This is a genomic window from Hahella sp. KA22 (assembly GCF_004135205.1).
Taxonomy (GTDB): domain Bacteria; phylum Pseudomonadota; class Gammaproteobacteria; order Pseudomonadales; family Oleiphilaceae; genus Hahella.
On sequence record NZ_CP035490.1, the window covers coordinates 6882856 to 6897593 of the forward strand.

General features: G+C 52.7%; 10 protein-coding genes. 3 read left to right on the forward strand and 7 right to left on the reverse strand.

All coding sequences use genetic code 11. From position 1 onward, the window contains the following. Positions 1–49 precede the first annotated feature (49 nt). The 3 genes from rep to EUZ85_RS30650 all read left to right on the forward strand — a co-directional run bounded on the left by rep (position 50) and on the right by EUZ85_RS30650 (position 5952). Positions 50–2068 (forward strand): DNA helicase Rep, encoded by a 2019-nt coding sequence (rep, locus tag EUZ85_RS30640; protein ID WP_127973865.1) that lies wholly within the window; start codon positions 50–52, stop codon positions 2066–2068. Between the two features lie 279 nt (positions 2069–2347). Further along, positions 2348–3331, forward strand: coding sequence for an ATP-binding protein (locus EUZ85_RS30645; protein WP_127973866.1), 984 nt, complete (start codon positions 2348–2350; stop codon positions 3329–3331). A 26-nt stretch (positions 3332–3357) separates the two neighbouring features. After that, positions 3358–5952 (forward strand): S8 family peptidase, encoded by a 2595-nt coding sequence (locus EUZ85_RS30650; RefSeq protein WP_127973867.1) that lies wholly within the window; start codon positions 3358–3360, stop codon positions 5950–5952. A 2-nt stretch (positions 5953–5954) separates the two neighbouring features. Here the strand turns inward: EUZ85_RS30650 and EUZ85_RS30655 are convergent, their stop codons facing one another. From EUZ85_RS30655 to EUZ85_RS30685, 7 genes are all read right to left on the reverse strand, one after another. Next, entirely contained in the window at positions 5955–6584 is a 630-nt protein-coding gene (locus EUZ85_RS30655; RefSeq protein ID WP_241566902.1) for a metallophosphatase domain-containing protein, read from the reverse strand. A 93-nt stretch (positions 6585–6677) separates the two neighbouring features. Continuing rightward, positions 6678–7184, reverse strand: coding sequence for a winged helix DNA-binding protein (locus tag EUZ85_RS30660; protein WP_011400127.1), 507 nt, complete (start codon positions 7182–7184; stop codon positions 6678–6680). Positions 7185–7290: 106 nt separating this feature from the next. Beyond that, positions 7291–10935, reverse strand: a complete 3645-nt coding sequence (locus EUZ85_RS30665; RefSeq protein WP_127973869.1) for a hydantoinase B/oxoprolinase family protein — start codon at positions 10933–10935, stop codon at positions 7291–7293. 34 nt (positions 10936–10969) lie between these two features. Then, entirely contained in the window at positions 10970–12277 is a 1308-nt protein-coding gene (locus tag EUZ85_RS30670) for a TRAP transporter large permease (RefSeq protein WP_127973870.1), read from the reverse strand. Between the two features lie 6 nt (positions 12278–12283). Beyond that, positions 12284–12805, reverse strand: coding sequence for a TRAP transporter small permease (locus EUZ85_RS30675; RefSeq protein WP_241566903.1), 522 nt, complete (start codon positions 12803–12805; stop codon positions 12284–12286). An 88-nt stretch (positions 12806–12893) separates the two neighbouring features. Next, complete coding sequence (locus tag EUZ85_RS30680; RefSeq protein ID WP_127973871.1) at positions 12894–13865, reverse strand: TRAP transporter substrate-binding protein; 972 nt, start codon at positions 13863–13865, stop codon at positions 12894–12896. 264 nt (positions 13866–14129) lie between these two features. Continuing rightward, positions 14130–14555: a cytochrome c5 family protein gene (locus EUZ85_RS30685; RefSeq protein WP_127973872.1), complete on the reverse strand. Its 426-nt coding sequence runs from the start codon at positions 14553–14555 to the stop codon at positions 14130–14132. Positions 14556–14738 lie beyond the last annotated feature (183 nt).

A 14738-nucleotide genomic window follows, 5' to 3' on the forward strand; every position in this document is an offset into this window, starting at 1 on the left:
TGAATGTCTGATAAAATGCCGCCCAGTTTTTTCCAGCCATGAGCAAACCGTGTCGCAACTCAATCCCCGTCAACGTGAAGCCGTTAAATACATCGACGGCCCCCTACTGGTGCTCGCCGGCGCTGGCAGCGGTAAAACCAGCGTAATTACACGAAAAATCGCCTATCTGATTGAAGAATGCGGCGTTAAAGCCAAGCATATTGCAGCGGTGACATTCACCAACAAAGCCGCGCGGGAAATGAAAGAGCGGGTCAGCGCGCTGGTCTCGGGGCCCGCCGCCAGAGGGTTGACGGTCTCAACCTTCCACAACCTGGGAATGAACATTATTCGCCTGGAACATAAAGCCGTGGGACTGAAGCCCGGCTTCTCCATTTTCGATCAGCAGGACTGTAAGGCCATTATCAAAGACTTGCTGTTCAAAGAGTTCGAGGAGGCGGAAGAGGATGTGGACCAGTTGCAGGCGCACTTCTCCAACTGGAAAAACGACATGTTGACGCCGGCGCAGGCGATCAAGCAGGCGATCACCGCCGAAGATCTCACCGCCGCGCGCCTGTACGAACGTTACGACCATTATCTGCGCGCCTACAATGCGGTGGACTTCGACGACCTCATCCTGATGCCAGTGATGCTGTTCCGCAACCACCCGGAAATATTGGCCGCGTGGCGCCTGCGCATCCGCTATCTGCTGGTGGACGAATATCAGGACACCAACCTCAGCCAATACGAGCTGGTGCAGCAACTGGTGGCGGGGCGGCAGGCCTTCACGGTGGTAGGCGACGACGACCAGTCCATTTACGCCTGGCGCGGCGCCCGGCCGGAAAACCTGGCGCGCCTGCAGAAGGACTTTCCTACTCTGAAACTGGTCAAACTGGAACAGAACTACCGCTCTACCGCGCGTATCTTGAAAGCCGCCAACGTCCTCATCGCCAATAATCCCCACGTTTACGAAAAAGCCCTGTGGAGTCAGTTGGGCATGGGGGACGAAATCCGCATCATCCGGGTGCGTAACGAAGAAGCGGAAGCGGAGCGCATCGCCTCAGAAATCATTGATATGCGCCTGAAAAAGCGGGCTCAGTACAAGGACTTCTCTGTGCTGTACCGGGGCAATCACCAGTCCCGCCTGCTGGAACTCAAGCTGCAGGCATACCAGATTCCCTATCGCATCAGCGGCGGCACGTCCTTTTTCTCCCGCAACGAAATCAAGGACGCCATGTCTTATCTGCGTCTGCTGGCCAACCCGGATGACGACGCCGCTTTCCTGCGGGTGGTCAACGTACCGCGGCGGGAAATTGGCCCAGTGACCCTGGAAAAACTGTCTGCTTATGCGGAATCCCGCAAGATCAGTCTGTTTTCCGCCATCTCCGAGTTTGGCTTGGAAAGCGTGCTGACCGGCAAGACACTGGATCACCTGCGCGAGTTCTCGGAGATCATCCTGCACACTGGGCAGAAGTGCGAAGAGGAACACGACGCCGTCCCTGTGCTGAAGCAGCTTTTCACCCGCATCGATTATGAAGAATGGCTGCTGCAGAACAGCACCTCGCCGCAACAGGCGGAGCGACGCATGGCCAACGTGTGGATTCTGCTGGATCAGGTGGCGCGCATGCTGGAGTACGACGCCGCGGCGGACGAGCAGATGACGCTGAAAGACGCCATTGGCAAACTGCTGTTGCGGGATATCATGGATCAGCAGAAAGAAGAAGAGGACGAAGATAAGGTCCACCTGCTGACTCTGCACGCCTCCAAAGGTCTGGAGTTCCCTCATGTTTTCATCATGGGACTGGAGGAGGACATCCTGCCTCACCGCAACAGTATCGAGACCAACCAGATCGAGGAAGAGCGCCGCCTGATGTATGTGGGCATCACCCGCGCTCAACGCACGTTGTGTCTGACCTTCTGCTCCGAGCGCAAGCAGTTCGGCGAAAAAATAGAGACTATCCCCAGTCGCTTCCTCGACGAAATGCCCCAGGAAGACCTAGTATGGGAAGGCCTGGGCCAGCGCAACGAAGAGCGCAATCAGGCGCGCGGCCGCGCTACCCTGGATGCGCTATTGCGGGATCTGGGGGATTGACAAGTGGTGCCATACAAACACCAATAAATTCAATAAAATGAGGTGGAGATGGGCCTCCCCTCAGAAGAAAGTTTTGCCAACGATGACATGTTTATCGTAAGACTTTCTATGCATGGTTATTCTATGACTTAACTGTGCCGAAAACGGTCGCTTCATAAGCATAAAATTTTTACTGGAGTATGAGAGGTCGAATTTTGTACAAGCTCCAAATTTTCACATACGAACGCCGCTATTGGTCAAATAAGATGAATTCACTCATCAACAGACTTGGAGAAGCTCATGGCGCAGGCTGATCTTTTAGTGAGACTTCTCAAAACAGCTACTAACAATGATCAAATAGGCTTTCGCAAGACAGCGGAAGAGTTAATAAAAGAGGAGCGCTCAAAAGGACACCGCTTGCTCGCTGATAGGCTCTCAAAGTCCCTACAACCAGATGTATTTCACAGCTCACGTACACCAGCAATGCGTTCAAATACTGCAAATGGCTTCCCAAAGGACCTAGTTTATGAGCTTCCTCCTGAAAGAGAACTCTCAAGCATAGTTTTACCTAATAATATATATACTCAGCTCAAAGAGCTCATTGAAGAGCAGCATAGAGCCGAGTTATTACATGCTCATAATTTGTCTGCTAGAAACCGTATCCTACTGGCCGGCCCTCCCGGCAACGGCAAGACAACGTTAGCTGAGGCTGTTGCATGTGAGCTAATGTACCCGCTTTTTGTTGTGCGGTATGAGACACTAGTCGGAAGTTATCTAGGGGAGACATCAAATCGCTTAAAACAAGTTCTAGACTATGTCCGAACACAACGATGTGTACTTTTTTTTGATGAGTTTGAAACTTTGGGAAAAGAGAGAGGTGATACACATGAAACAGGCGAGATTAAGAGAGTAGTCAGCTCATTGCTTCTACAAATGGACGCATTACCAGATTATGTTGTTGTAATTGCAGCCAGCAATCATCCAGAGTTACTCGACCGTGCTGTTTGGAGACGGTTTCAACTACGCATAGAACTCCCAACTCCAACTCGGGACCAGTTAGCTCAGTTTATTGGCTCAATTTGTGATAGGACTAATGTAAACCTTGGCTACGCACCATCGACATTAGCCAAGAGTCTACTAGGCTCAAATTTTTCGGATGTGGAAGAGTTTTGCCTTGGCATAGTCAGGCGTGCTGTGCTAGAAAATAAAGTAGGTAATGCAAAGAGCATTACAAATGTCTGGCTCGAACAATGGAAAAAAAGGTTGGCCCCTACAACTACGTAGTCGAAGCAAAACAAGGAAGATAGAATATGGCAGGCAATCTCCCGTTACTTGTTTTTCCAAAGGCTAAGAATATTAAGCCTCCAAAAGGTAACGGGTTCCCAATAACCCAGCCGTCCTTTCCTCCTCACCAAAAACAAGTCCAAAGACTTACCTCTCAATTTACACAGATCCGGAACGATTTCAGCCTTTACAAGGCATCGATGAGTAACGTTGTCTCAGGCCTTGAGCCAGAGGCAGTGTTAGTAATTGAAATTGCAGGAAAAATAGAAGATTTTAAGCAGGCTATTGAAGCGGCCGGTCTTGAGTGGTTAGGTGAATGGGACCTTGACGATATAGAGCCAGACGAAGACTTCTATATTCTCGACAAGAATAAGAAGAAGACCGCTAGGATGGTTCCGCGTCGTTTATTTTTGTCATTAGTAAATGAAGCAGCTCTAAACCGTCTCTTATCGTTATGGACAACTTGGCAATCAAGAGGCACCTTACCAATAGGCCAAACAAAATGGCGGGACGTTTTTAGCCGCATAATCAATCTACGTAGATGGGGTATAGAGGAAACCTTAAGTGAAACAGGCATGCTGGAAAGATGGGAGCAATATCTCGACATAATATTTCCTGAGCAAAAAGTTAGTTTCCAAATAGAGTTGTTTTATAGGAAAAATCAAGATCGCAGACGTTTAAACGAAAGAATTATTTCTTCTCTTTTAAAAAAAATTGGCGGAGGCCTAATAGCTCCACCTATAGATATCCCTGAAATTTACTTTCACGCTCTAAAAGCAGAAGTTCCAGCCAATCAGATAAAAAAACTACTAGAAGAAACAAACAGCCCAGACAAACAGGTGGATATAGAGTTATTTATTTTTGCAGGAATAATGTACTTTCGCCCTACAGGACAACAGCTTGCCTCTGTTGAAAGTGCCGAGGGCATACATGGGAGCATATCTAAATCAAAGTGCAACTTACCTCCTATTTCAGCCATTATAGATGGTGTACCTAACCTCAAGCATGAGGCCCTATCAGAAAACTTACTCCTTGATGACCCTGATAACTTACAGGCACTCTATCAACCAGGAGAAAGAAAGCATGGCACCTCCATCGCATCGTTGGTTATCTATGGTGAACTAGATCAGCCTTCTTCAGAACAGCTACAGCGAAAAGTTCTTTTACACCCAATAATGCAACCCACCCCTGACAGGAGAAGCGAGTACGTTCCTGAAGATATATTTATCGAAGATAAAATCCATATTGCGGTACGTAGAATGATAGAGGGGATCAACAATGAACCTCCTATATCTCCGGACATAAAAATTATAAACTTTTCTATTGGGGACCTTTCACGACCGTTTACACACACACCAAGTCCGTTGGCAAGACTATTTGACTGGCTGGCTTGGAAATATCGGATTTTATTTTGTATTAGCGCTGGAAATTTTGTTGGTGATATTCCAATTGACATCGAAAGCTTCAATAAGCTTACAACAGAAAAAAAGCAACTAGCCACGCTTAAAGCAATAGAAACACAGCTTTCAGAGAGACGCTTACTATCACCAGCAGAATCGATAAATGCTCTTACTGTTGGAGCTCTACATTTTGACTACTCTGGTGAGTATGAGCCTTCTGGGCGGATAGACCTTTTCCCAGACACAATTATAGTTAGCCCAGCTTCGAGATTAGGCCACGGGTTTAGACGATCTATCAAACCAGATGTGTTATTTCCGGGCGGTAGGCAATTATATATGAGCTCGTATCATGGAAAGCTATCAATTCCCCCTACTCAAAAAGCACCAGGACAAAAGGTAGCCTGGGATAGCAGCACTATTGGTGAGACATCAAGATATCTCTATACCTGTGGCACAAGTAATTCAACAGCCTTAGCTACTCGAGGAGGCACTCTTTTATATGAGGTGATTCAAAGCTTGAAAAGCGATTATGACAATCAAATTAAGGAAGATCTTATATCTGTCTTAATAAAAGCTTTATTAGTTCATGGTGCCTGCCATGACAAGGTATCTAAGTCATCACTTTTAAAAGCTTATAAAACAAAGTCAAATTCCAGGAAAATTAAAGAAATTATTTCTCGCTACATTGGTTATGGCACAGTAGATATTTTACGAGTTCTCTCTTGCACGGAGCAAAGAGGCACTGTAATTGGTTGCGGCGAAATAGGAGAGAAAGAGATACATGAATATAGTTTCCCACTTCCCCCTTCTATGGCGAACAGAAAGGACTGGAGAAGGCTGATCGTGACTCTTGCTTGGTTTTCGCCGATTAATACTAATCACCGTAACTTGAGGGAAGCCAAGTTAGAGCTATCCCCCGGAAGGACAAACTGGTCAGGAGTTCCTTTAGCAGTATCGCGTCAAGATACGGACCATAACCAAGTACAACGAGGCACTGTACAACATGAAGTTTTAGAAGGTGAGGAAGTTACGAAAGAATATCACGATGGCGAGAACATTCGCCTCCAAGTATTGTGTAAAGCTGATGCGACTAATTCCCTTGATGAAAAGATTCCTTACGGGATCGCCGTAACTCTTGAAGTAAAAGAAGGTGTAAATATTCCTATATATCAAGAGCTGAAGGCCAAAATCCGGCCTCGCATAGCGCCAAGAAGTAACTGACATCAAACCTCGAAGACCACCGGCGCGTTTTCCGGTTGAAAGCGGTGGTTGGCGATGCTGGCGTTGATATAGGTACAGCCGCCTTTTTCAACAACGCCATAGCTTTCATGGATGTGTCCGCACACGTGGAAGCGGGGGCGAATGCGCGTGATGGCGTGGGCCAGTTCCTCGCAGCCCACGCTCAGGCCGCCGACGGTCTGATCATGAACGCCGAAGGCCGGGCCGTGGGTAATCAACACATCCGTGTCTGCGTCTATCAGATCCCACTTGGCTTTCAGTTCCCGCCCCCGCTGCAAGTTAAACGCCCAGTTGTGGAAAAAGGGTTGCCAGGGAGAGCCGTAAAACTTGACGCCATCGATGGTGACCGCCTCGTCCTGCAAATACACTGCATTGGTCAACAGGGCGCGGCAGGCTTCTTCTTCCCGCGCGAAACACCAGTCATGATTACCTGCAATGACGATTTTCACCCGATGAGGCAAAGCGCCGAGAAAGGCGTTAAACGCCGAGACTTCTCTTAATTTGCCCTGCCCGAATATATCTCCTGCATGAATCAGCACATCCCCGTCAGGAATGTCGATTTTGTCATACATGCCATGGGTATCGCTGATGGCGACGCACTTCATCTGAATCATCCTTCTCCGATTGTAACTGCCAGTCCGGCATCATACCCAAAGACCCAGGATGAAAACGACCGCTTTGTCGCAGTTCGCGATTCACCCCTGGCGTTATAGCGAGGCGGCGGCTCTGGCGGCCTGATCGTAGACGCCGGTCAGGGTGCGCAATACTCGTGCGACTTCGCCGATTTCTTCATTGCTGATGCCGGTGGTGAGCAGCGTGTCCACCAGACAGTCATTACGCACTTCCCGGTACTTTAGGCAGAGTTCCGCGCCGCTTTCCGTGGCGGAGTAAAAGGTTTCCTTGCCGACTTTCTCACTGGTCACCAGACCCATTTTCGCCAGCTTGCGCAGGGAGTAAGACACAGTGTGAGTGTCGTCGATATGCAGAATGAAACAGATGTCGGCGATGCGCTTGGGACGCTCGCGGTGATACACGTTATGCAGCACCAGGATATCGATGGTGCTGAGCTCTTTATTGCCTGCCGCGGACATGCAGTGCACCAACCAGCGTTGGAATGTGTTTTCAGCCATTATCAATGCGTACTCAAACTCGCTGAGCTCAACGCTGCGCTCATTGAGCAGGTGGCTGGAGGAGACGATTCTTGATTTTGTCATGGTGTGTGTTGTTTCCTTCTTGGTCGCGCCAATGTGGGCCAGAGCATACTTTCGGCGCAGGGCAAAGTCTAATCCCACCGCCGAAAGCCGCTCCGTCAGGCGTTGTCTAGTCCTTTTGCGACTCGCCGAAACCACCGCCTCCGGGGGTTTCAATCTGCAGGCGATCTCCCGCTTCCAGTTGCAGGCTGACCTGGGCTCCCAGAGACTGGACATCGCCACTGCGACGAATCACCCGGTTCACGCCCACTTGTCCGGGCTTGCCGCCGGATGCGCCATAGGGCGCCACTTCCCGTCGATTGGAAAGAATGCTCACCTGCATGGGCTTGAGGAATCGCAAGCTGCGACATACACCGTCACCGCCGCGATGCTGGCCATCGCCGCCAGATCCGCGCCGCACCTTGAACTCCTCCAGCAATACCGGGAAACGCCACTCAAGCACTTCCGGGTCAGTCAGACGCGAGTTGGTCATGTGCGTATGCACCGGCCCTGCGCCATCAGCGCTGGCCGTCGCGCCGTCGCCGCCGCAGATAGTCTCGTAATACTGGAACTCTTCATCGCCCCAAGTCAGGTTGTTCATCGTGCCCTGGGCAGCGCCTTTCACGCCCAACGCGCCAAACAATGCATCCACCACCAGCTGGGAGACCTCAACATTGCCCGCTACGACTGCCGCGGGATAACAAGGATTCAGCATGGAGCCTTCCGGAACAACAATCTGCAATGGCCGCAGGCAGCCTCCGTTGAGCGGAATCTGGTCATTGACCAGACAGCGGAACACATACAGCACCGCCGCATGCACCACCGCCAGCGGCGCATTGTAATTACGCGGGTGCTGCGGACTGGAGCCGGTGAAATCCACCGTCGCCGCGCGCTGGTCGCGGTCCACCTGGATTTTCACTTGCACCTTATGACCGTCGTCCATGGCGTATTCGAATTCGCCATCTGACAACACATCAATGACCCGGCGCACGCACTCTTCCGCATTTTCCTGCACGTGCTTCATGTAAGCCTGAACCACTTCCAGGCCATACTGGGACACCACTTTCTGCAGCGCCTGCACTCCCGCCTCACACGCCGCCACCTGGGCGCGCAGATCCGCAATCGTGAACTCGATATTGCGCGCGGGATGAGGACCGGACAGGAACAGGTCCCGAGTCACTTTCTCCTGGAAGACGCCTGCATCCACCAGTTTGACGTTATCCAGCAGAATGCCTTCTTCATCTATATGACTGGAATCCGACGGCATGGAGCCCGGAGCCACGCCGCCCACATCCGCATGATGTCCCCGTGACGCTACGTAGAAACAGATGTTTTCCCCAGCGCTGTCGAACACAGGCTTGATGACGGTGATATCCGGCAAGTGAGTGCCGCCGTTATAAGGATCATTCAGCATGAACACGTCGCCGGGACGCATGGTTCCGGCATTGCGCGCCATTACTGTCTTGATGCTGTGGCTCATAGAACCCAGATGCACCGGCATGTGCGGCGCATTGGCTACCAGTTCGCCTTCTGAGTCAAAAATCGCGCAGGAGAAATCCAGTCGCTCTTTGATGTTTACCGACACCGCGGTGTTTTGCAGCACCAGCCCCATTTGTTCTGCGATGAACATGTACAGGTTATTGAAGATCTCCAGCATCACCGGGTCGGCGTCAGTGCCTATCGAATGGCGCTGCGGACGCGCGGCGACGCGCTCCAACACTACGTCATTGCGATCCGTCAGCTGCGCACGCCAGCCTGGCTCCACTACGATCGCGCCGATTTTCTCCACAATCACCGCAGGGCCATCAATGGCGCGTCCCTGGGGAATATTCTCACGCACATAAAAAGGAGCCTGATACTGCTCGCCGCCCGTCGTCAGCGGCAGGACTTTATCCGGGGTCAACTCACCGCCCTGACAGGGCGCAGTCGCCGCCACTTGCGCATCGCCGCGCCCGGAGACTTCTACTTGCACCGCCTCCACCATGAGCGTTTTATCGGCGACGACAAACCCGAAGCGCTTCTCATGCTCAATAGAAAACGCCTGACGTACGGCATCCACTGCGTCCAGCGCCACCAGAATGGAGGTGTCGGAACCTTGATACTTAATATGCAGCCGCGCGGAGGACTCAATGCGCGCCGCCGGCACTCGTTGTTCCGTTAGCCTGGCGGCGGCGTCCTGGGTCATGCGCTCGACCAGGGGCGTCAACTCAGCAATCAACGCGTCCGACAGGGGCTTCTCCACCGTGGTTTCCGCTATTTCCCGCACATCCGCCAGTCCCATGCCGAAGGCGGATAAAACGCCGGCGTAGGGATGCAGAAATACCCGCTTCATTCCTAAGGCGTCCGCCACCAGACAAGCATGCTGCCCGCCGGCGCCGCCAAAGCAGCAGAGGGTGTAGTCCTGCACATCATAGCCGCGCTGAGTGGAAATATGCTTGATGGCGTGCGCCATGTTATCCACCGCAATCGCCAGGAAGCCTTCTGCCACCTGCTCCGGCGTACGCGTATCGCCGGTCTGTTCCTGAATCTGCTGGGCCAGCGCCGCAAATTTTTCCCGTACGCATTCTGCGTCCAGCGACTGATTGGCTTCAGGACCAAACACTTTCGGGAAATAATCCGCCTGCAGTTTGCCAAGCATGACGTTGCAGTCGGTCACCGTCAGAGGACCGCCATTGCGATAACAGGCTGGCCCAGGATAAGCGCCGGCGGATTCCGGTCCTACGCGATAACGCGAGCCGTCAAATTTCAGCACCGAGCCGCCGCCCGCCGCCACCGTATGAATCGACATCATCGGTGTTTGCAGGCGGAAACCGGCCACTTCCGTTTCGAAGCTGCGCTCATATTCGCCGCGGTAATGGCACACATCCGTGGACGTACCGCCCATATCGAAACCGATCAACTGGTCGAAGCCCGCCGCTTCAGCGGTTTTCACCATGCCCACCACGCCGCCGGCGGGACCGGACAAGATAGCGTCTTTGCCATTGAATACGCGGGCGTCGGTCAATCCGCCGTTGGACTGCATGAACATCAAGCGTCCCGGCTCGCTGGCCATAGAGCCCAGTTGTCCAGACACCTGATTAACATAGCGTTTAAGAATCGGCGACAGATACGCATCCACCACCGTGGTGTCGCCCCGACTGACGATTTTCATCAGTGGACTCAACTCACTGCTCACCGACACCTGGGTAAAACCGATATCCCGGGCCAGCTGCGCGACTGTGCTTTCATGCTCGCGGAACGCGTAACTGTGCATGAACACAATAGCGCAGGAGCGCAGGCCACGTTCGTATGCCGCGCGCAACGATTTTTCCGCGCCCGCCACATCAAGCGGAGTCAGCACTTCGCCTTGCGCATTGATGCGTTCATTCACTTCCGCCACTTCGGCGTAGATCATGTCCGGCAAACGAATATCCAGAGCGAACAGGTCCGGACGCGTTTGATAGCCAATGCGCAGAACGTCGGCGAAGCCTTTGCTCACCACCAGCAAGGCTGGTTCGCCTTTGTGCTCCAGTAACGCATTGGTGGCCACCGTGGTGCCCATTTTGATTTCTTCGATATCCTGCTCAGGCACTCGCGCGCCACGGGGCACGCCCATGAGTACGCGCACGCCCTCCAGCACCGCGTCAGGGTATTGCGCCGGGTTCTCGGAAAGCAGTTTATGAGTGATCAATTCTCCCGCCGGATTCCGCGCCACAATGTCTGTAAACGTGCCGCCCCGGTCCACCCAGAAACGCCATTTACCCGTACCCGCCGTGTTTGTATTCTGTGTTGTCATTATGTCTGTCACCTCAAAAAATCTCTAAACCCGCTCAGCCGCGACTGCTCAGCGTCTGCGGCAGCCACAACGCAATTTCCGGATACTTGCTGAGCAGCGCCACCGCCGCCACCAGGATCAGGAAAAACGGCGTCGCATAGCGGGCCACTCTGAAAATATCCCTGCCGGTCAGGGATTGGATAACAAACAGATTGAAGCCGACCGGCGGCGTGATCTGCGACATTTCCACCACCAGCACCAAATAGATGCCGAACCAGACCAAATCGAATCCGGCCTTTTCCGCCAATGGCAGAATGACCGACGTCGTCAGCACCACGACGGAAATTCCATCGAGAAAGCAGCCGAGCAGAATGAAGAAGAATGTCAGCGCGACGATCAGCAACGCCGGCGACAATTGCAGGCCGCCGATGAATTCAGCCAGCTCACGTGGAATGCCGGTGAACGCCATAGCGACAGTAAGAAAAGAAGCGCCTGCGAGAATAAAGGTGATCATGCAGGAGGTGCACACCGCTCCAATCAGGCTGCGTTTGAACATATCCCAACTCAGCGACCCGGTCAGGGCCGTCAACGCCAACGACCCAAGCACGCCGAGAGTAGCCGCTTCCGTGGCGGTGGCGACGCCCGCGTAGATAGAGCCGATGACGAAGCCGATCAGCAAGGTGACCGGCAGCAATCGCTTCAAGGCGGTCAGCTTGGTTTTCAAATCGGTTCCGCCTTCCGCCGCCGGTACTTTATCTCGGTTCAACAAAGACCAGATCGCCGTATAGCCCATAAACAGGCAGATGAGCATCAGGCCGGGAATCGCTCCCGCCATGAACAGGCGGTCAATGGACACTTCCGCCGCGACGCCATACACGATCAAAATAATCGAGGGCGGAATCAACAGTCCCAAAGTGCCAGAGCCGGCCAGCGTGCCGATGGCCATGGTCTCGTCATAACCGCGCTTTTTCAGTTCCGGCAGACTCATCTTTCCGACCGTGGCGGTGGTGGCGGCAGAGGAACCGGACACCGCAGCGAAAATGCCGCATCCCAGAATATTCACATGCAACAGTCCGCCAGGCAGACGCCGCAGCCAGGGCGCAAGGCCTTCGAACAGATCCTCCGACAGCCGGGTTCGGAACAGTATTTCCCCCATCCAGACAAAGAGAGGCAGGGCGGACAATGTCCAATTGGAAGAAGCGCCCCAGGTGGTGTTCGCCATGATGGCGCCAATCTGCGCGTTGTCGTTAAACAGCATGGCGACAAAAGCCACCGTGAACAGGGTTGCGCCAACCCAGAAGCCAAACGCCAGGAAGGTGAATAACACCCCCATCAGCACAAGCGTTAATTGCAAGGTATCCATCAACACTTACTCCGCCGCCGCTTCGCCGGCTTCCTGAGCCGCTACGTAGCTGGGTTTACGTTTAAGCAGGGCGGTGATCCAGTCGTCCAGCACAGCGATAAAAAACAAAGCCAGCCCCGCCAACATCACGCTTTGCGGCATCCATAAAGGAACCGCGATGTAGCCCGAGCTGACGTCGTTGAATTCATAGGTTTCCAACACAAAGGCGCCGACCGCATAGGTGATGAAGCCGACCAGAATCAGCAACGCGGTCAGGTTAAAAAGCTCCACGTAACGTTGCGCGACGCCCTTTACCTGCCGGGTGAGAAAAGTCACGCGGATATGGCTGTTGTGGCGAAAACTGTACGCCAGGGCGAAAAAGGTGGCCGAGGCCAGGAAGTAACCAACGAAATCTTCAACGGAAGGAACAATCAGACCAAACCAGCGTCCCACTATCTGCATCGTCATCAACAGACAGATCAGCACCATACTGACGGACGCCAGGACGAGGCCGGACTTATACAGGCAGTCGAGCGTATATCTCAGCATTTTCATCATCCACAGCGTTTATGGGTTTTATTTTTATTGGGTGTGGCGGACTCAGACGAGCCCGCCCAAAGAACAGGCGCTAAAAATGTTAGCCGCCATTGAGTCCTTTCACGATTTCAACGCCTTCAGCGCCGACTTCGTCCTGCCATTCCTTCGCCATGGTCTGACCGACTTTGCTGAACTCACTGATAAACGCCTGCGTGGGTTCAGTCACATTCATGCCATGCTTGGCCAGGTCAGCCGTTTTCTCAGTGGTTTCCTGCTCCGCCATTTTCCAGCCGCGCTCTTCCGCCACTTTGGCCGCTTGCAGCACTGCATCCTGTTGTTCCTTGCTCAGACGTTTGAAGGAACGCAGATTCACGAACACCATGTTCTTGGGAATCCAGGCGCGGCTATCCATGTAATAACGGGAAAAATCCCAGGCCTGACTGGAAACGCCAGTCGTAGGAGAGGTCACCATGGCGTCGATAATGCCGGTGCTGAACGCCTGTGGAATTTCCGGAGTCTGTACGGTGGTGGGCGTCGCGCCCAAAAGCACGGACAAGCGCGAAGTGGATGGGCTGTATGCGCGCATTTTCAGACCTTTCAGGTCATCGATAGCGCCCAGTTTATCTTTGGTGTAAATGCCCTGGGGCGGCCAGGGTACGCTGAAAAGCAGCTTAAGTCCCTGCTTCTCCAGTTTCTTTTCAATATGTGGGCGACTCGCGTCATAGAGTTTCTTGGCGCCGTCGAAGCTGGTCACCAGAAATGGAATGTTATCGACTTTATAGATGGGATCGTCATTGCCCAGCAGCCCCATGAAGACTTCGCCTATGGGAGCCTGTCCAGTGCGCACGGCGCGGAAAATTTCAGGATGTTTAAACAGGGAAGCGCCGGAGTGGACCACGATTTTCAGGTCGCCGCCAGTGGCTTTTTCAATATCCGCCGCAAATTCACGAATGTTCTGCGTGTGATGAGTCCCGTCCGCGTAGGGGGTAGGCATGTCCCACTTAGTGGCGGCGAAGCCAGTGGATGCGGACAACGAAAGCAGAAAGGATAAACAGAGTCTTCTTATTCTCATTGGGTTTGCACCTCTTGTTGGTTCAGGGAGACCTGAATTGCTATCGAAGGATCATATTTACATAAAAAATCCTTTTTGAATACATTTTGTATTCATTTTGCATTCAATAGAATTTTATCCGCCCAAAGACGAACATTTAACCTATTGATACGAATGGAGTCTCACGCAGAACGCCCATGAAAATAAAGACGGGCGAATAAAAAGAGGAAACAACAGGCGAAAAAAAACCGCCTTGCGGCGGTTTCTTTTGCTACGGAGGAGCGCTTACTGGCTTTGGCTCACAATAAACTCAACCGTGGCTTTAATCTCATCGTCAGTACAGTCATTACAGGTGCCGCGTGGAGGCATGCTTCTGATGCCGTTGATCGCATGGTTCACCAGGGTATCGATGCCCTGCTCAATACGTGGAGCCCATGCCGCCACGTCGCCTTTCTTAGGCGCGCCGGCGACGCCAGTGTCGTGACAGGCGAAACATTTACCGCCGTAGATATCAGCCGGTTCACGTGGGCCGGACGGCGCAGCGGCAGCTACAGCGGACTGAGCGGCTTTACATTCCTGACCTTCAACGCACACTTCTCCGACAGGTTTGATGCGTTCTGCAATCTTCTCTTCAGCTGGAGTTAATGACCACACAGTGCCCGCAAACACCATCGCCAACATTGCGGTAATCGCTTTCACGGTTGTCTTCACGACCCATCCTCATCAGCAGCTTAAAATTATTAATGGCGCATTATAACGGCATCGCCGCAGAAATAAAGCAGAGGCTCCGGGTTATCAAGGGGCCTGCGGCGCGCATTTTGATCCATGACAGTTCCCGGGCGAAAGCCTGAAAACGCGCCTATCGCCCGCCCCGACGCGCTTTTCTGATTACAT

Coding starts and splice junctions, on each gene's coding strand:
- EUZ85_RS30645 (WP_127973866.1), top strand. CDS start 2,348: ATGGCGCAGGCTGATCTTTTAGTGAGACTTCTCAAAACAGCTACTAAC.
- EUZ85_RS30650 (WP_127973867.1), top strand. CDS start 3,358: ATGGCAGGCAATCTCCCGTTACTTGTTTTTCCAAAGGCTAAGAATATT.
- EUZ85_RS30655 (WP_241566902.1), bottom strand. CDS start 6,584: ATGATTCAGATGAAGTGCGTCGCCATCAGCGATACCCATGGCATGTAT.
- EUZ85_RS30660 (WP_011400127.1), bottom strand. CDS start 7,184: ATGACAAAATCAAGAATCGTCTCCTCCAGCCACCTGCTCAATGAGCGC.
- EUZ85_RS30665 (WP_127973869.1), bottom strand. CDS start 10,935: ATGACAACACAGAATACAAACACGGCGGGTACGGGTAAATGGCGTTTC.
- EUZ85_RS30670 (WP_127973870.1), bottom strand. CDS start 12,277: ATGGATACCTTGCAATTAACGCTTGTGCTGATGGGGGTGTTATTCACC.
- EUZ85_RS30675 (WP_241566903.1), bottom strand. CDS start 12,805: ATGCTGAGATATACGCTCGACTGCCTGTATAAGTCCGGCCTCGTCCTG.
- EUZ85_RS30680 (WP_127973871.1), bottom strand. CDS start 13,865: ATGAGAATAAGAAGACTCTGTTTATCCTTTCTGCTTTCGTTGTCCGCA.